The sequence below is a fragment of the Formosa sejongensis genome (assembly GCF_033447105.1).
Lineage (GTDB): Bacteria > Bacteroidota > Bacteroidia > Flavobacteriales > Flavobacteriaceae > Formosa.
The window spans coordinates 1-25,796 of sequence record NZ_JAWQUN010000023.1; the positions used below are offsets into that span (position 1 = coordinate 1).

The window sequence follows — 25,796 nt, forward strand, 5'->3', positions numbered from 1 at the left end:
CTAATAGAAAGACCTATAAAATCAAGAAATAGTACAAAAATCTTTTTTTTAAGATAAAAAGTAAGTCAAATCCATTTAAAAAACATGGAACTTAGAAAATTATTAAATATTGCAACGGTCTTAGGTAGTATAAAGACACTTAAATCAGTATTAAATCCCAAAGACACAGCTAAAAAGACATCTAAAACTCCTAATAATAAACTCCATCTCCAATTAGGTATTGAATTTTTATTTGAAAGCACAAAAACAATTTGGATCGATCCAGAAACTAAAAATCCAACTTGAAATAAAAAGACTAATGCGGCATAGGATCCTATTGATGTTTTTAAAACCAAAACAGCTAAAATGATCATAAAAATACCAGATATTAGTTGCAACCACCAATACTTTAAACGTTTAGTAACTATATTTCTCATGACCCTCTTATTTAGATATAGTACAAAACTATGGCTATAGTAAAGTCTGAGAATTAATCTAGATTAAGAAATGCCAATTATTTTTCTCTAGCAATTTCGCCTCTAATCTTACTCAAAACTTCTGGAGTTATTCCTAAATAAGATGCAATCATTTTAATAGGGATTCTATCTATAGCCTTTGGGAACCTTTCAAGAACATAGATGTAACGATTTTTCGCCGGTTCGCTAATAAGCATAATTAACCGCTTTTGCAAAACTCCAATACGCTTCGACAACTCGTTGTATTCATTAAAAATAAGTTCTGGGGTTAAACCATTCGGATTTATTTTTTCCTGAGGAACGACTATAACTTCACTATCTTCTATAGCATCGATAAAAAGGCTAGTAGGCATTTTGTTATGAAGAGATTCAAAATCTGAAATATAATAACCTTCTGGTGAAAAATCGAAAATATGCTCCTTCCCTTTCTCATCAATAATATAACTTCTTAAAAGACCGATTTTCACATAAAATAGTTTGGTGTGTTCATCGCCAGCAAATTGAAGTATTTGACCTTTTTTATAGCATACAGTCTTAGCTTCTGGATTATTTAATAGTATATCCGAAAAATATTCTAATCCCATTTTTAGTCTAAAAATTAATTAATGAATTTAAAAAAATATAATTTATGGTCTTGTTTAACACCGTTTACAAACGAGTGTTAACATGACAGCTAGATTTTACTTTACTGCTTTTAAATAGGAATTGTTTTGTGTTGTAATAAACTTTACAGACCCCTTTAAAACACTTATATCTAATGTTTTAAATTCTCCTATTATTTCGCCATCTAACTGCAGCAACCTTGGTGTTTCGAAAGAAATTTTTGCTTTAGTTGTACTTATAGTCGTTTTATACTCACTATCTGAAAACTTCTCATTAAAACTAGATAAGCCTGCACTTATTAACGAATTTACATTAAAATCTTCGATTATAACAATTTCAAATAAGCCGTCCATAGGGTTGCCATTTAAATTTATTGGCACTCCAGTTCCATATTTTCTTGAATTACAAATCCCAACCATAATACCTTCGGTATGTAGTATTTCATTATTGCATTCAATTGTCATTTTAAAATGCTCTACAGTACTTAATGCTTCAATAAAATATTTAACATAGGTGGCCATACCTCTCTTTTCATCCTTATCATAAGCATTCACGATCGCAGCATTAATTCCAACATCTCCAATATGTATCGAGTAATATAAATCGTTTACAACCACCATGTCCAATTCACCTATAACATCAGACATAATAATATCTTTTAAAGCCTCTATAGGTTTTTGTTGAACTTCTAACTCTATAGCCATTCCATTTGCAGATCCCAATGGAATGATTCCCATAGGCAGGTTTGTATGCTGTAAAACAATCGCTGTAAAAAGCGTGGTACCATCTCCCCCAACAGAAACGACTTTATCTGGTTTAAAAGTTTTTAGAACGGCTTCTAGTTTTTTATCATCATCTGTGCCTGTTGTTTTAAAAACAAAGAATTCAATGCCATAATTATTGCAAAGACCCTGAGCTTCTTCTAAAAAAGGTTCCTTATTAACACCTCCAGATATTGGATTTACTACAAATAATAATTTCATTTTAGTTGTTGCTTTAAAACTTCGATTTCGTTCAAAATAGATTCTGCATGCTCAGGAAGAAAATACGAGGCAGAAACCCCAGTTGCATTTAGATTTTCCCACATAACTTGCTGTTTATTATTTATGCTTTCACCTGTCTGACGTATATATATTTTTAAAATAAGATCTGGATATTCTTTAGCTAAAGTAGCATAAATAGACATATCTTTTTGACTATCATCACCAAACAAAACATAATTACTGCTTCTTGAATTTACAATTAAAAACCGGATGGTATTTAACTTAAAATCTGTTGGTTTTAGGCCTTTTATAAGTTGAAAAAAACTCAGGTAAGGTGTTAAAAACAACATCCCGCAAGGTAAATTATTGTGTTTTATAAATGTGGTTAAAAGTATGGTTAAATTACTTTCACTTTTAGAAACATAAAACAGCCGTGGATTAACATCTTGCCAGGCCTGATATATGTTTTTTGTAAATGTAATCACTGTTCGTTTTTCTGGCACAAGAAACAAAAGTGTTTTAATACGTTTATAAATATTTGCAGTATTAGATTCTAAAATCGTATCGTCTATATCCGAAATAATATCTAATGTGCGCTGCTCCTCTTGGAAGTGAATAGGATAATCTTGAACAATTTTTAATGGCAAATCTCCGCCCGACAAGGTAATCGTAACAACAGTATCTGTATCAGGTCCAATTTCTGAAATAACCTGAAATCGACCAAACGCATCTGTTTTGGTTGTAATTGTTTTTAAACCTACTTTAATACTTATATTTTGATGCGCATACACATTAAAAAAATAAGACTTCAATACCGATATCGCGTTTCTTAAAGCATTACTCTTTTTTAGACGAGAGTCGTGCTTCCCTTTTAATAAAACACCTTTATACCAAAAGGAGTTTTTAGAAAGGTCTAAAATAGAGAACTCCCAAACGGATGCTTTTTCACTATAAATCATAAGCCGTAATTAATACGTTTAAAAGGTATAAAACTAGTAACAACTTTTAAAAAAAAGTAATAAATGAAAGGTTTTAAATTTAATTAGACATTATAATTTATAGTTCCTCATTTTATTATTCTTGTTATGCCTTTTAAAAATTTCTCAAATTTATAGCGATTAATCTACTTTTTTAAAATGCAATGTCTTCAGAATTTATAAATTCTGTATTTCCACACATTTAAGACTGAATTTAAATTATTTCCAACAATCGATTTACATTAACAATTTTTTAACTATTTTTGTTAAAAACTACAAAGAATGCGCTCTCAACCAACCAAAAAAGCTCGTATTATATTACTTTTTTTTTTATTTCCTCTATTAACTTTTGCCAACGGACACGAAAGTGGTTTTGAAGATTCTATGGCTGATGTTGTAAGTTGGATAGCTATTATTGTAGCTCCAATTGCAGGTATTGGTGTATTTCTTTTTGTGCATGTACTTCCAGAAAAAATTGCCGAAAAAAGAAACCATCCACAGGCCGAAGCTATTAAAATTCTATGTATTCTCTCATTATTTTTTGGCGGATTGCTATGGCCATTAGCTTGGTTATGGGCATACAGCAAACCTGTTTTTTACAAAATGGCTTACGGAACAGATCAAGGCGATTACCATGAACCTACTTTAAAAGAACTTAAGGACGAAAAGAAAGCAGAAGAAGCACATAAAGAAAATACAGATTTAGATACCAACTAATTCTTAATCTAAACACCTTTTTTTAAAATTATTATCTCATGGAAATAATATTACTCCTAATATATAGCGGAATTGTTTGGCTTATATTTTTCAAATTCAAACTATTACCTTGGAATACACTTTCTCAAGTAATTGTATACATTATACCAGTAGCGGCGATTTCTATTTTAATCCTTTTTCTTAACATTGTCGCACCTTCATCTCACGATGTTAGGGTTTTAAACTACAATGTAGAAATTGTACCCACTGTAACCGGAATGGTTACCGAAGTCCCTGTACAGCCAAATCAACATGTAAAAAAAGGAGATGTTTTATTTAAAATAGACCCAACACCTTTTCAATTACAAGTAAACAATTTAAAATCTCGTATTCCTTTATTAGAAGCCAAAATTGTGAGTGCAAAAGCTTACGATCGTGAATTAGAAGACCAAATTACAACTGCTGCGAACAAAGTTAATGTTATAGATTCACAACTTAATTTAGCTATAAAACGACAACAACAAACAAAGCAATTGGCCGATTTAGGAGCCGGATCAAAATTTGATTACGAACAAGCTCAAGCGAATTTAGCTGATTTACAAGCTCAAAAATCTGTTGCGATTTCAGAAAAATCTCAATATTTACAACGTATTTCTGCAGTTTCATCCGATGGTGAATTATCTGAAATCACTCAAGCTAGAGCAGATTTAGAACAAGCTAAAGTACAATTGCAAGAAGCCCAATGGAAGTTAGACCAAACCGTATATTATGCCCCGGCAGATGGTCGTGTTGTTAATTTACAGTTACGTCCTGGAGCTATAGCTGTACAACTCCCATTAAAACCTGTAATGACATTTATTGAAGACCAGCAATGGTTAGTCGCTCTTTTTAAACAAAATGAATTGAGATATGTTAAGGATGGAGATCCTGCCGAAGTCGCGCTTAAAACTTATGCGAATAAAATCATTAAATGTGAAGTACAGCATATTATTTGGGCTAATGCTCAAGGACAAATAACGGCGAGCGGAAAATTACCTGACACTCAAGAATCGCATTTTACTGAAGGCCAATTTGCCGTACGACTAAACGTATCTGATGAAGACAAAGATTTATTTCTAGCTCCAGGAGCCGTAGGTATTGGGGCCATTTATACCGAACATGGTGCCTTAATACATTTGGTTAGAAAAGTAATGATTCGTGTAAGCACAAAAATGGATTGGATGGTACTTAAACTACATTAAGCATGCAAGACCACAATAAATACATATCTAAATTTACAATACTGCTTTTAAGTTTATACTTTTTTCAAAGTTGCGCTGTAAAACCACCAACATCTAGCGAAGATTTACAAACTGAAGCATTTGCTAACTTTATTTTACCTTCTACTTGGCAACAAAGCGCAGACACTTTAGCGGTAAATAATAACTGGCTCAGTACTTTTAACGACCCTATTTTAGACACTTTAGTAAAAGAAGCTTTAGTCTATAATTCAGATTTACGTATAAGTAGTACTCGAATAGAAGAAGCTACAGGCTATGTAAAAGCTGCTCAAGCGGCATTACGCCCTGCATTTTCAATATTAGGAAGAGAAAGTTCTAAACTAGGAGGCGATTTGGGAGGTGGATTAAACGGTGCTATTTTTGCAGCGTCCTGGGAAATAGATATTTGGGGAAAACTACGTAATGCTAGAAGTGCTGAAGAATCGAATCTTGCTGCTATGGAGAGCGAGTACTCTTTTGCAAAATTATCTATTGCAGCCCTTGTTACTAGAACATACTATTCGGCTTCTCAAACGTTTCTGCAAATTGGATTAGCAGAGGAAATGATTTCGCTAACTGAAACCATGAAAACGATATCTCAAAACCGTTACGACATTGGTATTGGATCTAAAATAGATGTTGCAATGTCTGATGCGAATTTAAACAGTCTAAAAGATGCACACCGTCAGTTAAAATTAGGATATACTAACCAATTACGTGCATTAGAATTACTTTTAGGACGTTATCCGAGTGGAGATATTGAAGTTAAAAATGAATTAATAGATATTAACACTAATATACCTACAGGTATACCTTTGCAAATTTTAGAACGCAGACCCGATGTCCTTGCTTCTCAACAGCGCTTTAATGCTGCTTTTTATCGCGTAGGCGAAGCCAATGCAGCACGTTTACCACAGTTAAGTTTAGCGGCTAGTTTTGGTGTTTTAGACAGTCAAATATTCCAATTGGCAGATAATCTTTCAAATCCAATTACAAGTATAGGTGGTGAATTAGTAGCTCCAATTTATCAAGGAGGCGCACTAAAAGCAAATGTTTTTATAAGAACAGCTCAGCAAAAACAAGCTGTAGAAGATTATAGTCGAACAGTTTTAAATGCTATGTCTGATGTTGAAAATACTTTAGATGCTGTGCAAACTTTAGACGATCGTGAGGTCTTTGTTAAACAAGCCGTAAGTAGTAATCAGCTTGCTTTCGATCTGGAAGAAATAAGATATAAAATTGGCCAAGTAGATATGCGAAATTTAATAGATCAACAAATGGATTTATATAGAGCACAAACAGATTTACTAAATATTAAAGGTGAAAAAATTATACAACGTATTAACCTCTATATTGCTTTAGGTGGAAATATGTAGTGTAGAGAAACAGGATATATTATATAAAAACGGGTTGAATTTTAATTACTAAAATTCAACCCGTTTTTATTTATGGTTAATTTGTTTTCAATAATTTAGACTAAAAAGGAACTTTTAAATTAAATCATTTTAATTACTGTTCTTCCTTTTAATTGGCCTTTAAGCATTAACCCTATTTTTTCTGGAAGTGCTGTTAAACTAATTTCAGTACAGGTTTCTGATAAATTTTCAGGTTTCCAATCTTTGGCTAATTTATTCCAAACCTTAGTTCTATACGACATTGGATAATTCTGAGAATCAATTCCTATTAAGGTTACGCCTCTTAGAATAAAAGGAAACACGGTCAAATCTAATTTTGGAGAAGCCACATTCCCGCAACATGTTATCGCTCCAATTGGTTGCGTTGCTTTAATTATGTTTTCTAGAATAACGCCTCCAACGGTATCTATACCTCCAGCGAACATGGGTTTTAATAAGGGTTTCTTATCGAAATTTTCAATTTCACTTCGCAATAATATGTCTTTGGCTCCTAGACTAAACAAGAACTCACCTTCCGATTCTTTTCCTGTTATGGCAACTACGTTATATCCTAATCTGCTTAAAATAGAGACGCTTAAAGCACCTACTCCACCTGTTGCTCCCGAAACGACAACTTTCCCGTCTTCTGGTTTAACTAACTCTGTAAGCCTAAGCACAGACATCCCTGCTGTAAGTCCCGCTGTACCGTAAATCATAGCCTCTTGCATTGGCATATTCTCAGGTAATTTTACAGCCCACTTAGAAGGCACTTTTATATACTCGGCAAAACCGCCATTGGTATTCATACCTAAATCGTAACTGGTTACAATAACATGTTCTCCAACCGACCATGCATCACTTGTAGTTTCTTCTATTACGCCAACGGCATCTATTCCTGGAGTGTGCGGGAAAGATCTGGTAACGCCTTTATTTCCTGATGCAGATAATGCATCTTTATAATTTAATGAACTGTAATGTACTTTAACACGAATTTCATCTTCATTTAAAGGACTATATGCCATCTCTTGAATTGAATTTGTATAACTACCATCGTTTTCTTCTACACGAAAAGCTTTAAATGTTGAATTGAATTGTTTCATCTTAATTCTATTTAATTTTACTTACTTTTATGCAAATTTCAATATAATATCACTAATTACCAAGCGCTTACATATTGTTCGGGTACGAACATTTTATTCCGTATTACACAGTTTCAACACTTTAGGAAAGAAAAAAAATGAAAAAAAGTTATTGTCCGATAGACACCTTTATAAATGTTGTAAAAGGCAAACGAAAAGGAACGATTATACTCCATCTATTTCAAGGCAGAAAAAGATATAATGAATTAGCAAAACTATTGACAGATATTAGCGAACGCATGTTAACCAAGCAACTAAAGGAATTGGAAGCCGATGGTTTAATTAATAGAGAGGTCTTTCCTGAAGTTCCGCCAAGAGTTGAATATAGTTTAACGGATTTAGGTAGAGAAATTCAACCGTTTCTTAAAGGCATGTATAGAGGTGGTATTTTGTTTGAAAAAACACTGGACACTTCTGAAAGCTGATTTCGCTAAAGTACTTATTAACAACCAAATACTTATATAAACAATTCACTGTTAAAAACGTAAAGCAATTCATTTAATATAAATTAAAAAAACAGAACATCATTTTAAGAATGATAAAATTTTCAGGCCTTGATTTTATTAATCCTTCAAAAAAGTTGTTATAAAATAATAAACCCAGAACGTTATTAACATTCTGGATTCATTAAAGCGATCGTTGTCAACATTTTACACACCAACAACTATGAAATAATATTTATCAACTACTTTTTAATTCCTGCTAAAATTCTAAACAGTAAATATAGGTAACCTATAAGGTGTAAATTAATTCGACTGCGCCACTTTCGTAGGTTTTAGACGATTTTAACTTTAAACTCGTTTCTTGAGGTAATGCTTCAAAAAGATTAATTCCTTCTGTAAGAATAATTGGCATGATATACACTTGTATTTCGTCTATTAATCCGGCATTGAGGAGTAACGTATTTATTTGTCCTCCACCTATTAACCAAATATCTTTTCCATCTTTCAATTTTAAATCTCTCATAAAATCAATTGGATGTTCTTGGATATACATTACGTTTCTGTCATCGCGTTTGGTCGTATCTCTTGTAAAGACATAATTTCTTTTGCTTAAATAAGGAAATTCAATATCCCAACTTAAAATCTGCTTATACGTTGCATTTCCCTGAACCGTAGTGTCAATAGAATCGAAAAAATCTAAATATCCGTAATCAGATTCATCTGGGTTAGGAATAGATTCAAGCCAATCTACCCCTCCATCTGCAGTAGCAATTTTTCCATTTAAACTCATTGCTATGTACAATTTTACTTTTTTCATATAAAGAATTTAGAACTGGTTAATGTTCATATCATTTAAAATAACAGTAGATTTTTCAATACCACTGCATTCAAATTTATATCATTTTATTTAAATATAAAGGTCTTAAAATTTTGATTAAAATCTACTATGAAACATTCAAAAATCAAATTTTTAACAACACATTCGGATCTGGGCAATTTACCCTATAGAATTCCAAATCTAATGGACTACATACACCTGGGTAATCTCCAGAATAGGTTTGAATATCTTTTATAATCTGAAAATGCAAATGTGGGGGATAATCTCCATTAATTTTAGACGTTCCTAAATCCCCGATCTTTTGTCCTTGAGCGACCATTTGCCCAACTTTTAACTTAGATATAGACTCTAAACTTAAATGCCCATATAAGGTATAAAATTCAACATTAGAAACGGCATGTTTTAATATAATAGTTGGTCCATAGTCGCCATAATTTGTATTATTTCTAAAACTATGTACCGTCCCTTTTAAAACTGCCAAAACAGAAGTTCCTGCATCGCACCACAAATCGATTCCCAAATGAATATTACGCTCGGTAACCTTATCTTCAGAATTAAAATAAGTGCTGCGTTTATATAAATCACGAACTTCTAAATAACCTCCATACCCGACTTTCCCATGGTATTGTTTTAAATAAGTATTGATATACAGGCCTAAGCTATCGGAAGCCGACACATTTACTGCTGTCAATTTTAAATTCGTTTCAGACAAATCTAAATGCACATATTCCCCATGTTCAAATTCCAGATCCAACACCTGAAGTGGATTTACATTTATACTATTAAGGATCTTATAAAATGAAGAATCAGACATATACACACATTTATATAAAAGTAAAAAATATTATTATTTATTAATTAAATCATTTACAAGCATTTGGTGATATTATATAATATAACGGTGAAATATTATCATAAATATCCGATGAAAATTCAAAAAAAATGTGTTAATTACACCAAAATTAACCCTTAAAATTGAATATATCATAAATAAACAGGTTTAAAAACTGTTTAAAATTCTATTTTTACAAAAAAAACAATTAAAACTAAAACTATGAAAAAAATAATACTATCGATGGCAGTTGTATTACTAAGTACGATGTCTTATGCTCAATTTCAAGTCTCTGTAAGTGGAGGTTATGCTATGTCTAGTGCAGGAATGGTCTTAGGGACAGAAGTAAATTCTTCTGGAGTAGAAAACAGTTACGGAAGTTATGGACAAGGAGGTAATGTGCAAATAAGAGGAACATATTTCTTTAATGATACTTTTGGAGCAGATTTAAGTCTTGGATATTTAAACGGTGCTGACCAAACTATATCTAAAATAGATTTACCAAGTCAAGGTATTGACGTAGAAGCTATTGCTAGAGCACGTGCTTTTGGTGCCTCTCTATCTTTAGTTTATAAATTTACAAATAACGTTTATGGGCGTTTTGGAGCTTTACTAAAAGTAGGTGGTAAAACTGAAGCGATTGTTAATAGCACAACTCCGTTATCTGAAGATCAATTAGCAGGTAGTGGACTTCCTGTTGGATCTTACACAACCACTAATTATACTGAGGATTTTCATGGTGTATTCCCTTTAGGTTTTGTAGCTGCTTTGGGATATAAATACGATTTAAACTCTAATTTTAGTTTATTTGCGGAGCTGGAATATTACGGTATTAGCTTAAAACGTAAAGATTCAGAACTTCAGAGTTTCAACACAGACCTATATTTGCCAGATGGAACACTAGCTATTGCAGGCTATAAATCAATGGATAATTTACCTGACGGTCGTCCTATAAAAATAACTTACTATGATGAACTTACTTACGAAGAAGCAGCAGACCCTTCTAAAGAATTAACTCAAAAAGTACCTTATTCTTCTTTCGGATTAAATGTTGGTGTAACATATAAATTTAAAAGTGCTACTAAAACACAATAACACCTGTTTAAGAACTTATTAAATGTTTATAAAAAAAGCGAGGACAATGGTCCTCGCTTTTTCTGTTTTATAACATTCAATTTAGCTTTTGTTTATTAAGAAATCAGAACAAAAATTAAAGCTAAAATTGCTGGTACAGCCTGAACTACAAGTATTTTTTTTGCAATGGTTTGTGAACCGTATAATCCTGCAAGAATTACACAAACCAGAAAAAATACTCTAATATTTTTCATCCAAATAGGATCGGCTATAAAGAAAGACCAAATTAATCCTGCTGCCAAGAATCCATTATATAAGCCTTGATTAGCGGCTAATCCTTTGGTAGGTTTAAATAATGCTTCAGGAATGGTATTGAATGTTTTCTTACCAACGGTATCCCAAGCAAACATTTCGAACCATAATATATAGAGATGCTCTATTGCAACTACTGCGACTAAAATCTGTGCTATAATTTCCATAATTTTTAATTTTTCAATACGCATTTAATGTCTTCTAAATTACCATCAATATTCTCTGGGATATCTAAATCCAATAGTTCTAATATTAACGGATAAATGTGAATATTTCTAAGAGATGAAATGGAAGCTCCTGTCTTAATAGCTGGTCCGTTGGCATAAAATACACCATGCATCTCTTTATATATCGGATCGTAACCATGTACACCAGAACGAAGGTTTCCGCTTGCCTTTTTACTCTCAATACGCCTTTCGGATGCAAAGTAATAATTATAATCTGGAAGAACCTGAATTGGCCCCCAATTCTTACTTGTTGGTGTGTATTCAAAACCTGGCGTGTCTTCCGTTTTATACACTTTAAAATGATTTTCTTTAGACTTTAATAGCTCGAAAACAGTCTCTACGTCAGTCTTGTTTTTTGGATGAATGTTTAATATAGACCCACTGTCTATGGTTAAAAACAAATCATCGTTGGTAACATCTTCAAGAGGAATCAAATTAGAAACAGAAAGGTCTGCCATCCCGTGATCTGAAACCACTATAATATTTACCGGCAATCCGGTCTCCTTTATGCCTTTAAATAAATCTCCTAAATGTGTATCTAAATTAAACAAGGCTTTTTTTATTTCTGCTTCATTATTGGGACCAAATTTATGTCCAGCATCATCCATATCAGAAAAATACATGGTTATTAAATGGGGTCTTTTAGACGCTGGTAACTCTAACCATTTTAGAGCTTGATTTACACGAGTGCTATTATTAACTCCACCATCATAGTCATAATAATAGGTGGGTCTAACACCTTTTATTTCAGCTTCAGAACCTACAAAAAAGAAACTTGCGGAAATCATACCTGCTTGTTCTGCTTCAACCCATAATGGTGAACCTTCGTAAAAACTCCCATCTGTAACTTGTTCTCTATTCCCTATACTATAAATTTCATTTTTATCATAATTAAAAAATGAATTACCAATAATTGCATGTTTATCCGGATACATTCCTGTTGCAATACTGTAATGATTAGGAAATGTTTTTGAAGGAAATACCGGTATTAAAGATTCTGCTTTTGCTCCATTTTTTATAAAAGAACTTAATGCAGGTGGATTGTATTGCTCTACATAATCCCATCGAAAACCATCAAGAGAAATAAGAATTACATAAGGTTTGTCTTGAGACTCTTTAGAGTTAGTATTTATTTCTATAGGTTTTGCAGCCGAATTACAAGAGCTTATAACTAGCGTAATGGCTAATAATAAAAGAAAAGAGGTCAGGTTTTGTTTAATCATTTAAATTTTAATACGTAGTTAAATATTTAAAAATCAATACGAACTGTATTATTTACAGCTGTTATTATTGAAATTAAATTAAAGCACAAATATCACTATCACCGAGCTATTCGGGCTAATTAAATTATTACTAAACTATTAATTTATTTAGTTTTCGTTGATACAGATAGGTGTTTTAAGGAAAATCCAAGTCAAATGATTTTCAATTCCCGCCTGCGTTTTAACATTCTTAACAAGAGGAGCCAAGATTGCTATCTAAGCCCCAGTAATCATGGCAATATCGATATCTTTTAAATCCGTGAAAAAATAATAAAGTCCATTATAAATTAAAAAAATATGAAAAAAAACACAAAAAGGCATGATTCTATATTTCAATAAGGCATTCATATAATGTACTTATATGGATAATTAAAAAGGTAAAAATACTCCATTTATTATAAGACAAGTGATGCGTCATAAATTAATGTTTCCAAAACCATCCAAAAGCTAGGATTTTAAATAGATAAGCGAGATAAAACTTATTGAGGTATAAACCTTCAGAGAGCCATTTCATTTTAGTGTACAAAAAAAGGGCTTACAACAATTGTAAGCCCTTTTATATAATAGAAATTTGTATTAGATACCTAAAGCTTGTCCACCACCAATTTGGATAGTTTCAGCTGTAATGAAAGACGCATCTTTACTAGCTAAGAAAGAAATAACACCAGCAACTTCTTCTGGCTCACCTAATCTACCTAATAAAACACTGTTTGCCCAAGAAGCAAAAACTTCTGGTTTAGTCGCTTTAATTTGTGCATGGAAAGGCGTATCAATAGTACCAGGAGATACTGCGTTTACTCTAATTCCGTATTCAGCTAAATCTTTAGCTAAAGCTCTAGTGATAGATTGTACTCCACCTTTAGATACTGCATAAATACCAGCTCCAGGTCCTGCACCATTCCAAGCTGCATTTGAAGTATAGTTAATGATTGAAGCATTTTCTCCTTTTTTAAGGAAAGGAATCGCTGCTCTTGAAGCAAAAAACACTGAATCAAGGTTTAAAGCCATAACAAATCTGTATTGTTCAGTTGTCATTTCTTCAAATCTAGCTCTAACACCAATACCACCTGTATTGTTTACAAGAACATCAATTTTACCGTATTTCTCACCAATTTTAGTAATATTTTCAGTAACAGCTTCGTCTTTTGTCATGTCAAATCCGAAATATTCAGCAGTGATTCCAGCAGCAGTAAGTTCAGCTACTTTTTCAGCACCAATTTTATCTTCAATACCATTTAAAACAACAGTATACCCGTCTTTACCTAATCTTTTAGCTACTTCGAAACCAATTCCACCTGTAGCTCCAGTAATAACTGCAACTTTTTTTGAATTACTCATTTTATTTTATTTAAAATTTAACTTTAATTATATTTTTACTCTATTCTTCTACGTTCTTAATTTCTTTCGCGAAATAATAGATAGCACCAATTCCTAGTGGAACAAATATTGCAATTGCGATAAATATTGGTGTATAAGATACTTCGGCAACAATAGGTACTAAAAAGTTCATGATGATTACAGAGAACACACCAACCATTCCACCTAATCCAGCTAACGAACCAACGTTTTTACCGTTAAATAAATCACTAGGTAAAGTTTGTACGTTACCAATAGCAAATTGGAAACCAAATAATACAATGAATACAATACCTACGAAACGTTCTGGAGTATTACCCCATAATACAGTAGCAACTAAACCTAGGAACATGATAACACCACCAATTAAGATTGTAGTTTTTCTACCTTTATCTATCGAGTTTGTTTTAGAAATAATTTGTCCAGAAACATAACCACCGGCAATACTACCAATTGCAGCACCAACATAAGGTACCCAAGCAAACATACCTACTTCTTTTACATCGAAACCATAAATATCGAATAAGTAAATCGGCATCCAACCTACGAATAACCACCAGATTGGCTCTAAGAAAAAACGACCAACAACGATAGACCAAGCTTCTCTATGTGATAAAATTTCTTTTAAACTTAATCCTTTATCAGTATCCTTAGCGTCACGATCTGATTGACTTTGACCTGCTAAAATATATTCTTGTTCTTCTGCAGTAATCCAAGGGTGTTTCTTTGGGCCTGCTTTATTAATAAGTAACCAAGGTAAAATCCATAAGATACCAAAAGACCCTACAACCATAAACGTCGTTCTCCAACCGTAAGCCACAAAAATTAACGCGATAAAAGGCGGTGCAATTACAGAACCTATAGAGGCTCCTGCATTAAATAATCCTTGCGCAATAGCACGCTCTTTAATCGGGAACCATTCAGCATTACTTTTAACTCCACCTGGCCAGTTACCTGCTTCAGACAAACCTAATGTACTTCTAAAAAATGCAAGGCCTAAAAAGCCTCTAACTGTAGAGTGTAAGAAAGATGATAATCCCCAAACTCCGATACTAATAACATAACCTAAACGTGTTCCAACTTTATCGAACAACTTTCCTGAAAACAATTGCCCTAAAGCATATGCTACCATAAAAATGTTAAGGATATAACCGTAATCTGTTTTGGTTAACCCTAAATCGTAAGAAATAGAACCTGGGAGATTTTCATTTCCCCACATTACTGCTAATGCGCTTCTGTCGATGTAATTAATTACCGAGGCCAAAAATATAAGCCCGATAATAAACCACCTTAATCCTTTTACTTTCATAATAAATTTGTAGTTTTTTTTTAGAAGAAAATCATGAAAAACTCATGTGGTTAAACTGTATACTATGGTATTGAAATCATGATAATCTTCTCATGACACAAAATAAATATTACAATCCTTCCCTTCTTTTTAATTAATTTTAATGTAATAAAGATAAAACGGTACGCGCTTTAACCCTATTAATACCTACTCCACATTATAACAGAATTGATATAATGTTCTGAAATGAATTTTCATCATTTCACGTGCTTTAGTTGTGTCTCTTGATTCTATAGCTTCTAAGACAGATTTATGTTCTTTTATTGCCATAGCAGCTAAATCATCTCCACAAACGTGATATTTTTTGAAATTTGTAATGATTTCTGGTGTAATTTTTAACATAAATGCGTTAAGCGTACTGTTACCACATGCATTAGCGATTGCTAAATGAAATAATAAATCTTCTTGAACAGCGTTTTCATTATTTAAGACTTTTTCTTCAAAAGCCTCTGAAGCCTTCTTTATGTTTAATAAATCTTCATCTGTACGTCTTAAGGCAGCTAGCTTAACAATTTTTAATTCTAAAAAAATTCGAGTCTCTACTAATTGTTTAAAATCTGGATCTTCAAGTCGTAAAATATCGTTAACGATACCATTCATTGCAGTCACTCCTATGTTTGCAACAAAAGTTCCACTTTGTGGTATAGATTTTAATAAACCATAAAATTCTAACTTATTTATAGCATCTCTTACAGCGCTTCTAGTAACCTCTAACTTTTCGGATAACATACGTTCTGACGGTAATTTATCTCCTGGCTCTAGATTCTTCAAATTAATAAGCTCTGCTATTTGAGTTATTATTTTATTCTGAACTTCTTTATTATCGCTTTTATCTAAAATTTCAAATTTCATTTAAATACTAATTACTAATTGGTTAACCAGTTTGGCCGGCGTAAACTTACAAAAAATGTAAAAGAAACGCAGTTCTCTAATCACTTATTTATGTTAATAAAACGCATAAATATCACAAATTTATGTTAATGCTTAACTTCTAAGTCGTAATATTTAACTTTTGCAAAAGACCCTTCGTCTCTAGATTGAAAATAGTTACCAGCCTTAAAATAATTTTCGAAAACTCCCCATCTTTTCATAGAGACATTTTCGTAAACAGCATATTCATTTTGATTTAAAATAACGACCATTTTACCGTCCGTTACTTTTACTTCTAAAATAAATTTTCCAAAACCTACGTGTTGTTCAAAAGTAAAACCATCATCATCATCCCAAGCATCTTCATGTAATATTTCTTCTGGAGATGCACTTAGATTTTTTAGCACTTTAGTTTTAACACGCACTTTACCATCTTGCCAATAAATTTTTAAAATAGGAGGTGCATTATTATCTTTCTGACCGATTAAATCACGTTGTTCGTTGGTTAACCTACCGTGAATCTGCATAATAATAACCTTATGGTATTTGCCATCTGAAGCTTTAGAAACTTCTCCCATTGCCAATTTACCTTTCATATAACCACCTTCTGCAAATGTCCAGTTTGTATTGTTATCGCCTGGAACCATTTGTTCTCTTAATTCCGTTCTGGTATACTTTGTATTTGCTGTAGTCGCATTACTTGGAAATGCATAAAACACCAATGAACCATTAGTAGAATCATTGTACATGTAAGGAATTAACCTTTCGTCTGTACCATAATTCAAAATTTCTGGTGGTTCAATGTTCATTGCACTACCTTTTTTATTAAGCTCTGGAGTGGTAACACTCCAATGACTTAAATCGATATCGGATAATTTGTATTTCTTCTTCTTTTTCTTATCCTTTTTCTCAACCTTAGCACCCGAATCTGTATCGCTACTTGCCTTTTCTTGACAAGTAGCGTTAACAGATAGAAAAACTATTATAAATAATGCTAATATTTCTTTTCGGAAGTTTTTCATTTTCTAAATTTTATTAATTAGCTGCAGGATAAACTTTTACGTTATCGACATATAATTCGTCGTTAGTAATAGCATACATTAATATTGAAACCTCCCCTGAAGCAGGTGCTGTAAAGACAGCTCTTGCAATATTAAAATTACCTTTACCATCAGCTTCTTTTCCTTCAGCTACACCTAGAGGCGTAGAAGCAGCAGCAACAGCAGCATCATCATACCAGCCATTTAATGCTGATATATACACACGATCTCCACCTTCTACATCGACATTATCTGTTTTAATAGCATACTGATATTCCACAATATAAACTGCATTTGGAGTTACAGTAAATGCTTGGTAACCGTATCTTGTACCACCACCTGCTGCTGGTTGTCCATTACCATCTGCAGTAGTAGAACTTGTGTACTTAGCTCCAGCAGTTTTACTTGCACCTGAAGGTTCTCCGTCGTAATTATCTGGAGATCCGTCTGAACTCGCATTAAATGCATTCTTATTACAGTCTGTACATTCTGATGGTTTCCAACCTGCTGTACCTTCATCAAAATTACCATTTAAAACATCTGGATTGATTGTTGGTGGAATTATTGGTTCAACAACTTCGATATAAATAGAATCCATATCTGAAACTAAATGTTTATCTAATGCTGTTAAGGTTACTAAGTAAGTCCCTTCTGCAGGAAATTCTACTAGTCCTTCGTAAGTGTTCGTTGTTGTAAGCGAATCTCCTGGTTTACCTTCACCATAATCCCAAACGTAATCTGTTGCATTAGAAGATGTATTTCCTAGAGCATACACTAAATAATTCTCTGGATCTGGAGTGACAATAAAGCTCGCTGTTGGAGGCGTCATATCTGGTTGAGAATTTGTATCTGGCAAAGGATATTCGAAAACATCCAAACTTGGATCGCAAGATGTAATTGAAATACCCACTACAAGTAAAAGTGCAGTTGCAGATAATCCGAAGACATATTTTTTTAAATTAATCATTGTTTTCATATGTTTTTATTTAATTAATTAAATATACTTAATTAGTATCCTGGGTTTTGTTGCATATTAGTCCCAGCTGCTTTACTTAAATTTATTTCATTTTGTGGAATTGGTAACAATAAATCGTTAGCAGTAAACGTAAAATTATTTGCTGATGCAAAAGAAGCAAGTACTGTATTTGCCACTTTGAAACGAACTAAGTCAAAAAATCTTTGATTTTCTGAAGAGAACTCAACACGTCTTTCTACTAACAACTCACTTTTAGTGATTTCTGATGGGGTAGCCAATTCTGCGTCTGGGAATGCTCTATTTCTAACTTCCATAAAAGAATTAATAGCAGAAGCATTACCTGTTTCTGTACCACCAGCCATAATAGCTTCTGTATGCATTAATAATACATCTGCATAACGTATAACAATCCAGTCGTTTCCTGCCAAAGTAGGTACAACATTACCGAAATCTTGTCCGTTAGATCCCCCTGTTAAACCATCAGGAAAATATTTTGCAGTTTGATATCTAATAGTACCTCCATAAAGGGTAAGAGGATCTTCTCTATAAGCAACTGGCGTTCTAGCACCTCCTGATTCATCTAATGCAGCTTTTAAATTTGTAGTTACATAATTCACACCACTTGAATTCCCAACAGCATTCATCCATTCTGAAGAAAACAATTGACTGTTATCTTGTAATTGGGTATTGTAACCTATTGCAAAAATAACCTCATCGTTTAATTCTTGATAGAATACGTCACTAAAATCTTGAAGTAATGAATATGCTCCACTGTTTATAATATCCTCACACAAAATCTGCGCTTGCGTATAATTTGGTGTTTCTAAAGATAAATACACTTTTGCTAATAGTGCTTTTGCAGCATTACTTGAAGCTCTTGTTGTGTAATTAGTAGTTATCCCTGCAGCAGCAGCTTGTAAATCTGGAATGATTAAGTCTTCATATATAATACTTGTATCAACTCTTGTAAATTGTATTTCAGTTTCTGACGGATCAATAACTCTATCAATATATGGTAAGTCTCCAAATAAACGTATTAGATTAAAATAAGCATAAGCTCTAATAAATTTAGCTTCACCTTCAAGTTGTGCTTTTGTAGCTTCATCGGTAACAACATCTAAATTATCTATGATGATGTTAGCTCTAAAAATAATCTGGAAGTAACTTGTATAATAATTTAAAACAAAGTTATTTGTTGGTAACACTGCAAAGCTTTCTAACTGACCTGCATCTGAAGCATCTTCAGAATCTGGACTTTTAGTTTCAGTATTATCAGAACGCATTTCAGTTACGTAAAACTCCCATTGCACACCATGATTATCTTCTTTACTGGTACTATTAATTCCTTTTATACCTGCATAAACACCGATTAAACCAACTTCTAATTCGTCAGCATTATTATAATAGCTATCGGTTGTTATACCCGATGTTGGAGCTGGCTCCAAAAAGTCGCTACATGATGTGAAAATACTTCCCACCAAAATAAAAGCGATATATTTAAAATATTTCATATTATTATTTTTTTAAATTGTTGAAAAATTATTAAAAATCTAAATTTAAACCAAGAGATATAGTGCTATAAGTTGGCGACCCACCTCTTTGGTATCCATATTGTGTTGGACTTGTTTTCATGATTGCTTCTGGATTCCATCCTGTATAATTATCGGCAGTCCAGTAAATTAAGTTTTGACCTGTAGCATACACTTTTAATCCCGCGATCTTAAGTTTATCTAAAGTTTCTTGTGGGAAACTATATCCAAGATTCACATTTCTTAGAGAAATATAAGAGGCATCTTGCACAATACTATTTGTAAAAAACTTATCTACCAAGAACTCTTGATTAGGAGCTTCTACACCTTCTGAATTAGCAATTATCGATCTGTTGTTATTGTTACTAAATAAATAGTGATCTGCAATGTTTCTTACCTCTGCACCGTGAGAACCTTGGAACATAAATGAAAAATTAAAATCTCCATAAGTAAACTCATTTGTAAAACTCCAAATCATTTCTGGATAAGGGTTACCTAATTCTGTTTTATCTTCATCATCTAAAACACCATCACCATTTAAATCTTTTACATATACTAAGCCTGATTGTCCACCTACGTTTCTGTATGGTCTGTCTAAGTATTCTAATGGAATTTCAGACTCTACAACATAGCCATAAAACTGAGAGATAGGTTGTCCTTCTAAGTTTATCCATTCTGCAGGTCTTGAAGGATCTAAACTTGTAATTTGTCCATCAGAATCTGCGAAATCTACTAATGTATTTTTGTTAGTAGATACGATAACTGTTGTTCCCCATCTAAATTTTTCTGAATTGATGTTCTTTGTTCTTAATTCAAATTCCCAACCTTCGTTTTTAACTTTACCTAAGTTTACTAAAGCGCCATCAAAACCTGTAGTTACGGAAATTGGATTGTTAAGTAATAATTGATCACTTGATCTTTGGTACCAATCTACAGAACCAGATATTTTATTATTTAAGAAACCAAAGTCAAGACCTGGGTTAATTTCTTCTAAACGCTCCCATTGTAATTCTGGGTTAGCAATATTCACAGGAGAAAAACCAGCAGTAATTTGGCCATCTACAGGATAACTGTTACCAGATGCACCTAATAAAGCTAAGTGAGGGTAATAATCTACAAGTACATTACCAGTACTTAAAGTTTCTCCACCACCATTCGCATCTAAATCTACAGATCCGGTATTTAAACGGTCGTTACCAGTAACACCATAACTCACTCTAAGTTTAAGATTTGTTACAACATTACTTTCTATTAAGAAATCTTCTTTAGCAATATTCCAACCTACAGATCCTGCAGGGAAGTTACCGTATTTATAATCTGTACCAAATATTGAACTACCATCACGTCTAATACTAACAGATGCTAAGTATTTGTTATCGTATGCATATGTTCCTCTAAATACATATGAGATACCTCTTTTTTGCCATGTAAACCCATCAAATTCAGAAATAGCAGTTGCATTTGTAATTTCCTGTACCTCGTCATTAGTATATCCTGTTCCTGTAAAACCAGAGAAGAAATAATCTCTACTTTCTACTGAAACCCCTGCAGTAGCACCGATATCAGATTTCCCAATAGATTTATTATAGTTAAGGAAGTTGTCAAAAATCAAGTACGTATTACTTTGAGAAATTTCTTCCATATAAGCATCTGTAGGCACCTCTCTAGCTAGAGTCCCCATATAATCTGTTCTTCTAGTTTGAGTATAAGAACCTGATAATGACGACTTAAAGGTAAACCCTTCAAGAATTTTATATTCTCCATAGAAACCTCCATATAAGTTAAACGTTTTGTCTGTTCTATTACGCTCTACAATTCTAGCATATGGGTTAGAGTTATTACTGTTACCAATGTTAAGTAATTGATTATCGTTCAATCCATTACCATCTAAGTCGAATAATGTAAAGTGATCTTGTCTAGCATAATCCCCTACTTGCATATCGCCATAAGGTCCATTAGGATCTACGTGTGAAAGTGATTGCTCTGTATGATAAATAGGTAACCATGGTTGGTGTCTTGCTACGTTATGAATGTTTTCAGAAAAACGTCTTCTATCTGTAAAACCAGGACTTAAACTAGCTCCTACTTTAAATTTATCGTTTAATTTACTATCAATTTTTATTCTTGCACCATATTTTTGGTAATCATCAACCAACATAACTCCTTCGTCTCCAGAGTAATTTAAACTGATCACAAATTTTGTATTTTCGTTACCTCCTCTTAAAGATAAAGAGTGGTTGTTAATAACACCATCTTCAAAAAACACATCTTGCCAAGAACGGTCTGTTCCAATTTGCAACTGAGCCTTAGTATATTCTGATATAGAACCTACTTCTTCCATTTGCTTATCTGCCCAACCTTGAGTGGTAAACCCATAAGCATCACTTTTTCTAGCTGTTTTCATACCAGTATAAGTGCTATAATTAATTCTTGTTTTCCCTTCAACTCCTGGTTTCATACTAATCATGATAATACCATTCGCTCCTTTAGAACCATAAATAGAAGAAGACGCTGCATCTTTTAAAATTTCAAAAGACTCAACATCGTTCATATTTAAAGATCCTAAAAAACTTGAATCTACTATAATACCATCTACTACAATTAATGGAGTAGAATCTCCTGCCATAGAACCAACACCTCTAATAGTAATAGTCGGAGCTGCACCAGCTTCACCATCTGTATTTTGTATATTCACACCTGACACTTGACCAATTAAGGCATCGTCGACCCTTGCTACTGCTATTTCGCCAAGATCATCGTTTGTTACTTTTGAAATCGCTCCAGTTACGTGAGATTTTTTCTGAGAACCATATCCAATTACAACTACTTCATCTAATTCACTTAAATCTTCGGCTAATATTACATCAAGTATTTGTCTTCCTGAATGTGTTAATACCTTAGTAACATAACCTAAATAAGAGAACTGTAAAATTTCACCTTTCTCAACGTTAAGCTCATACTTACCATCAAAATCGGTAGATGCTCCTCTCGTAGTACCCACTACCAAGACGTTAACGCCAGGTATTGGTTGTGCATTCTCGTCGGTAACCATACCTGAAACGACATCCTGTGCAAACAAAGCTGTGTTTAGCAACAGAACTACATACAATACTAATTGTTTTTTCAAATTCATTTGTTGTTGTTTTAATAATAAATAATTAGAATTTTTTTTAGACTAGCCTTTTTTACTTTCATTTTCGAAACCTACTATCAACTAACTTATAACACACGCTGCAATACAGTGTTTAGTGATGCATTGTTTTGCAACAGTCTGTGCATGTTAAGTAATAGCATACTTACCTCCATTTTATTAAGAAGGATTTTAAAAAAGGAAGGAAACCTAACTTTTTTTTTTGTTTTTAGAATCAATAAAAAAAGAACTAATCGGATTTCTATTTGTTTGATAAAACCAGTTTGGTCAACCAAATTGGTTACCCAGATTGGTAGACCAAATATATATTAATTAAATGTTAAAAAAAAATAATATCGCAAAAAAAAGTGCCTTTTGATGTTAAATATCAAAAGGCACTGATTTAAAAAGTATAATTCTAAGAACTAGATATTTACCATATTCTTAACATATTTGTTGTTTTTCCATAAAATCTTCACGAATCGGGCTAAATACGTCGATAAGTTTTCCAGCTTTTTTACATATTGCACCATGCATAACGTGAGGTGGAATGTAAAAACCATCGCCAGATTTCATAATTTTAGTTTTATCTCCAATAGTTCATTCAAATTCATCACTTACAACATAAGTTACTTGAGAATGGTAATGTTCATGCCTTTGACCAACAGCACCTGCTTCGAAAAGCATGATTTTATCATCAAAGCGCATTATTTTTATTTGTAAACCTTCACCAACTGTTTCCCATTAAATTTCTACTCCTATTAAAAACTCTTTACTTGCTCCGAACGTTTTTATAACCTAATTAATTATTGTTTTTCGAAATAATTTACGCCTGTCCATGTATACGTGTTAGACTCAATTGTTAAGCTGTGTTTTTCTGTTTTAGAGTCGTTAGAATTTGACATAATGAATACAAAAGAATCTCCATTTGTCATTATAATATTTACTGCTGAATATGCTTCAGAACTTTGTAATACACTTAAATGTTTTACACTTGAAAATGCATTTAACGACAATTCGCTTACTGCACTATATGTTCCGTGAGTTTCGATAACCGAAGCAAATAAAGCCGAATCGGTGTTTTTTCTAACTATTAATACCGGATCTGGTCTTAAATTATATTCAGGATCGTTTGCTCCTATACGTCCGAAAATTAAACTATCATTTTCTGTTGTGGTAGTTGTAATGGTATACAATGTATCGTCTTCCATCCAAGTTAAAGCAGCATCACCAGTCGTAGAAGCACCTACTGCTTCTTTCCATAAATGCTGGTAACCATGTTCTTTTCCTAAAGGATATAAAGCTTCTTCTTGCTTATAACTAAAGCTCGTAGAAATAACTTGTCCCAAGAAATAGAAAGGCAAATCGAATTGATGTTTTTTATCTGAATTCACTTGCATTAAATCTAACACTACAGGTTGTATAAAATCTTCGTGATTTAACATAACCATAGTACGTTGTAATACGGTCCCTGGATATGCGTTTTTTTCTTTTGCACTTACAATTTGCACATCAGGATTTTCTATATCAAAAACAAACATGTCTGAATGATGTAGACTTCCGATAGCATAATCTCCATTAAAATGAGATGTTTCGTCTTGTATAATTGTATTATGAGCGATTGTTTGTTTTGCCCACGTTTTATTTTCTTTTAAATAACCACCACCATTTTTTTGTTCGATGTTTACAAAACGTGCTAATCCGTAATCTTGCACGACTTCGTTTCCTTCATGAAATAAAGAGAATGATAATTTATCGTAATGACCATGACTTAAACCCTGAGCAGCATTTTTCATTACTAAAGTTAAGTCATCGTTTTTAGTAGAACGTAATATTCCAATAGCGCCTTCATCTCCTTTAGCTCCATCTGTTAACAATATTGATTTCTTTTCAAATGGTTTTGCTTTACCATCGCGAATATCCATAGCCACAGCTAAACCTGTTTGATCTAATTGTACACGACCTTGTTCTTTAGCAATAGATAATAAAGTAACATCTTTTTTGCCGTAATAGTAAGCAATATCTACTGCAGACACTAGAGACGCCGTATAGTATGACATTCCTTTTTGCGAATCGTTTAATGCGAAAAACTCACCATCTTTATCTGTTAAATTTAATAACGCATCTACACCTTTTAACAATACTCCATTTTTATATTCGAATGGCTTCGTTTCTGGTTCTACATTCTGTAATCCTTCTGCAAAAATCATGAAAGGATACATGGCGTAACGTTGGTAATAAGCACCTTCTGTATAATATCCATCAGGAGAAAACGGCTCTTCTAAATTTGCTAAGAAACCTGCTTTCTGACCTTTAACACTAATAAAAGCTCCATCGTTATCCTTAACACCTTCTTCCATTTTAAGACCTTTAATTCCGTAAAGAGCTCTGTCTAATAAAACATCGTCATCCATTACTAAAGCAATCATCCCAACAGCCACATTTCCCCATGTACTATGGTTATGTATTCTATTAAAAAACTGAGGTGTTTCTATAGATAAGAAATCTGCCATAGGCTTAAACAAATCTTTTTCTAGGTGTTTAACTTCCTTTTTACTTAAGAAATCGTAAATACAATCGTAAGCCTGAGCAGTATATACTAACCAAACGGAATCGTTTAAACATTGCCAGAATAATTTTCCTCTCGCATACGAACGTTCTTGTGGATGTCTAGGCAAACCTTTATACATTTTGGCATACTCCATCAACATGTCTTTTACATAAATCGCATATTTTTCGTCACCATAAATCTGATATAAAACACCAGCTTCCTGCATGGTTAAATAATTTAATTTATGTTGATCGTGAGTATAACCTCCAGCCATATCTTTAGGCACTGGAACATCTATACCTTTTTCAATCTGAGCATCAACATTTGCCTTAACCTGTGCTAAAGTCGCATCAAATAAAGGGACATTTCCTAATTGCGCTTTAATATCTTTAACCCCTTGTTTGGTTAAAATTAAATTGGGATGTTCTTGAGAAAATCCATTCTGTACTATGAGCACACAACAAATAAAAACGATTCTTTTTAATAACATGTTTATTTAGTT

The 25,796-nt window shown here is 32.8% G+C and carries 23 protein-coding genes; 5 read left to right on the forward strand and 18 right to left on the reverse strand.

Translation table 11 applies throughout. The features are described from left to right. Positions 1-65 precede the first annotated feature (65 nt). The 4 genes from R6X41_RS16245 to R6X41_RS16260 all read right to left on the reverse strand — a co-directional run bounded on the left by R6X41_RS16245 (position 66) and on the right by R6X41_RS16260 (position 3,000). The gene (locus R6X41_RS16245; RefSeq protein ID WP_318501408.1) at positions 66-416 is read right to left on the reverse strand and encodes a DUF308 domain-containing protein; all 351 of its coding nucleotides are present in this window, start codon (positions 414-416) and stop codon (positions 66-68) included. Between the two features lie 77 nt (positions 417-493). Beyond that, on the reverse strand, positions 494-1,039 hold the full coding sequence (locus tag R6X41_RS16250) for a Crp/Fnr family transcriptional regulator (RefSeq protein WP_318501409.1): 546 nt from the start codon (positions 1,037-1,039) through the stop codon (positions 494-496). A 96-nt stretch (positions 1,040-1,135) separates the two neighbouring features. Continuing rightward, positions 1,136-2,041, reverse strand: coding sequence for a diacylglycerol/lipid kinase family protein (locus R6X41_RS16255; protein ID WP_318501410.1), 906 nt, complete (start codon positions 2,039-2,041; stop codon positions 1,136-1,138). Further along, complete coding sequence (locus R6X41_RS16260; protein ID WP_318501411.1) at positions 2,038-3,000, reverse strand: App1 family protein; 963 nt, start codon at positions 2,998-3,000, stop codon at positions 2,038-2,040. The genes R6X41_RS16255 and R6X41_RS16260 overlap by 4 nt, the downstream gene beginning before the upstream one ends. A gap of 300 nt (positions 3,001-3,300) precedes the next feature. Between R6X41_RS16260 and R6X41_RS16265 the strand changes: the two genes are divergently transcribed. Genes R6X41_RS16265 through R6X41_RS16275 form a run of 3 tightly spaced genes read left to right on the forward strand, consistent with a single transcriptional unit; the run spans position 3,301 to position 6,349 of the window. Continuing rightward, positions 3,301-3,735 carry a DUF3302 domain-containing protein gene (locus tag R6X41_RS16265; protein WP_318501412.1) on the forward strand — a complete coding sequence of 145 codons (435 nt, stop codon included), beginning with the start codon at positions 3,301-3,303 and terminating at the stop codon, positions 3,733-3,735. Positions 3,736-3,773: 38 nt separating this feature from the next. After that, positions 3,774-4,955 carry an HlyD family secretion protein gene (locus R6X41_RS16270; protein WP_318501413.1) on the forward strand — a complete coding sequence of 394 codons (1,182 nt, stop codon included), beginning with the start codon at positions 3,774-3,776 and terminating at the stop codon, positions 4,953-4,955. 2 nt (positions 4,956-4,957) lie between these two features. Then, positions 4,958-6,349, forward strand: coding sequence for a TolC family protein (locus R6X41_RS16275; RefSeq protein ID WP_318501414.1), 1,392 nt, complete (start codon positions 4,958-4,960; stop codon positions 6,347-6,349). 119 nt (positions 6,350-6,468) lie between these two features. On the opposite strand, the gene R6X41_RS16280 is transcribed toward R6X41_RS16275, so the two are convergent. Beyond that, positions 6,469-7,467 carry a YhdH/YhfP family quinone oxidoreductase gene (locus R6X41_RS16280; RefSeq protein ID WP_318501415.1) on the reverse strand — a complete coding sequence of 333 codons (999 nt, stop codon included), beginning with the start codon at positions 7,465-7,467 and terminating at the stop codon, positions 6,469-6,471. Positions 7,468-7,604: 137 nt separating this feature from the next. Here R6X41_RS16280 and R6X41_RS16285 point away from each other — a divergent pair, with 137 nt between their 5' ends. Further along, the gene (locus R6X41_RS16285; protein ID WP_318501416.1) at positions 7,605-7,931 is read left to right on the forward strand and encodes a winged helix-turn-helix transcriptional regulator; all 327 of its coding nucleotides are present in this window, start codon (positions 7,605-7,607) and stop codon (positions 7,929-7,931) included. A gap of 307 nt (positions 7,932-8,238) precedes the next feature. On the opposite strand, the gene R6X41_RS16290 is transcribed toward R6X41_RS16285, so the two are convergent. Beyond that, positions 8,239-8,766, reverse strand: a complete 528-nt coding sequence (locus R6X41_RS16290) for a dihydrofolate reductase family protein (protein WP_318501417.1) — start codon at positions 8,764-8,766, stop codon at positions 8,239-8,241. Positions 8,767-8,911: 145 nt separating this feature from the next. Beyond that, the gene (locus R6X41_RS16295; RefSeq protein WP_318501418.1) at positions 8,912-9,601 is read right to left on the reverse strand and encodes a peptidoglycan DD-metalloendopeptidase family protein; all 690 of its coding nucleotides are present in this window, start codon (positions 9,599-9,601) and stop codon (positions 8,912-8,914) included. A gap of 240 nt (positions 9,602-9,841) precedes the next feature. Between R6X41_RS16295 and R6X41_RS16300 the strand changes: the two genes are divergently transcribed. Further along, positions 9,842-10,714, forward strand: coding sequence for an outer membrane beta-barrel protein (locus tag R6X41_RS16300; RefSeq protein WP_318501419.1), 873 nt, complete (start codon positions 9,842-9,844; stop codon positions 10,712-10,714). A 95-nt stretch (positions 10,715-10,809) separates the two neighbouring features. Here R6X41_RS16300 and R6X41_RS16305 read toward each other — a convergent pair whose 3' ends face one another. From R6X41_RS16305 to R6X41_RS16355, 11 genes are all read right to left on the reverse strand, one after another. After that, positions 10,810-11,172 carry a DUF1304 domain-containing protein gene (locus R6X41_RS16305; RefSeq protein WP_318501420.1) on the reverse strand — a complete coding sequence of 121 codons (363 nt, stop codon included), beginning with the start codon at positions 11,170-11,172 and terminating at the stop codon, positions 10,810-10,812. A 5-nt stretch (positions 11,173-11,177) separates the two neighbouring features. Beyond that, the gene (locus R6X41_RS16310) at positions 11,178-12,455 is read right to left on the reverse strand and encodes an alkaline phosphatase family protein (protein ID WP_318501421.1); all 1,278 of its coding nucleotides are present in this window, start codon (positions 12,453-12,455) and stop codon (positions 11,178-11,180) included. 615 nt (positions 12,456-13,070) lie between these two features. Then, positions 13,071-13,832 (reverse strand): SDR family NAD(P)-dependent oxidoreductase, encoded by a 762-nt coding sequence (locus R6X41_RS16315; protein ID WP_318501422.1) that lies wholly within the window; start codon positions 13,830-13,832, stop codon positions 13,071-13,073. A 40-nt stretch (positions 13,833-13,872) separates the two neighbouring features. Then, positions 13,873-15,159 carry an MFS transporter gene (locus R6X41_RS16320; protein WP_318501423.1) on the reverse strand — a complete coding sequence of 429 codons (1,287 nt, stop codon included), beginning with the start codon at positions 15,157-15,159 and terminating at the stop codon, positions 13,873-13,875. Between the two features lie 186 nt (positions 15,160-15,345). Next, on the reverse strand, positions 15,346-16,050 hold the full coding sequence (locus tag R6X41_RS16325; protein ID WP_318501424.1) for a FadR/GntR family transcriptional regulator: 705 nt from the start codon (positions 16,048-16,050) through the stop codon (positions 15,346-15,348). 125 nt (positions 16,051-16,175) lie between these two features. Next, positions 16,176-17,090 (reverse strand): polysaccharide lyase family 7 protein, encoded by a 915-nt coding sequence (locus tag R6X41_RS16330; RefSeq protein ID WP_318501425.1) that lies wholly within the window; start codon positions 17,088-17,090, stop codon positions 16,176-16,178. Between the two features lie 13 nt (positions 17,091-17,103). Beyond that, the gene (locus R6X41_RS16335) at positions 17,104-18,084 is read right to left on the reverse strand and encodes a hypothetical protein (RefSeq protein ID WP_318501426.1); all 981 of its coding nucleotides are present in this window, start codon (positions 18,082-18,084) and stop codon (positions 17,104-17,106) included. Between the two features lie 32 nt (positions 18,085-18,116). Next, positions 18,117-19,595, reverse strand: a complete 1,479-nt coding sequence (locus tag R6X41_RS16340) for a RagB/SusD family nutrient uptake outer membrane protein (RefSeq protein WP_318501427.1) — start codon at positions 19,593-19,595, stop codon at positions 18,117-18,119. A 31-nt stretch (positions 19,596-19,626) separates the two neighbouring features. Beyond that, positions 19,627-22,746: a SusC/RagA family TonB-linked outer membrane protein gene (locus tag R6X41_RS16345; RefSeq protein WP_318501428.1), complete on the reverse strand. Its 3,120-nt coding sequence runs from the start codon at positions 22,744-22,746 to the stop codon at positions 19,627-19,629. A 441-nt stretch (positions 22,747-23,187) separates the two neighbouring features. Continuing rightward, positions 23,188-23,319, reverse strand: coding sequence for a cupin domain-containing protein (locus tag R6X41_RS16350; RefSeq protein WP_318501429.1), 132 nt, complete (start codon positions 23,317-23,319; stop codon positions 23,188-23,190). A 230-nt stretch (positions 23,320-23,549) separates the two neighbouring features. Then, positions 23,550-25,784 carry an alginate lyase family protein gene (locus tag R6X41_RS16355; protein ID WP_318501430.1) on the reverse strand — a complete coding sequence of 745 codons (2,235 nt, stop codon included), beginning with the start codon at positions 25,782-25,784 and terminating at the stop codon, positions 23,550-23,552. Positions 25,785-25,796 lie beyond the last annotated feature (12 nt).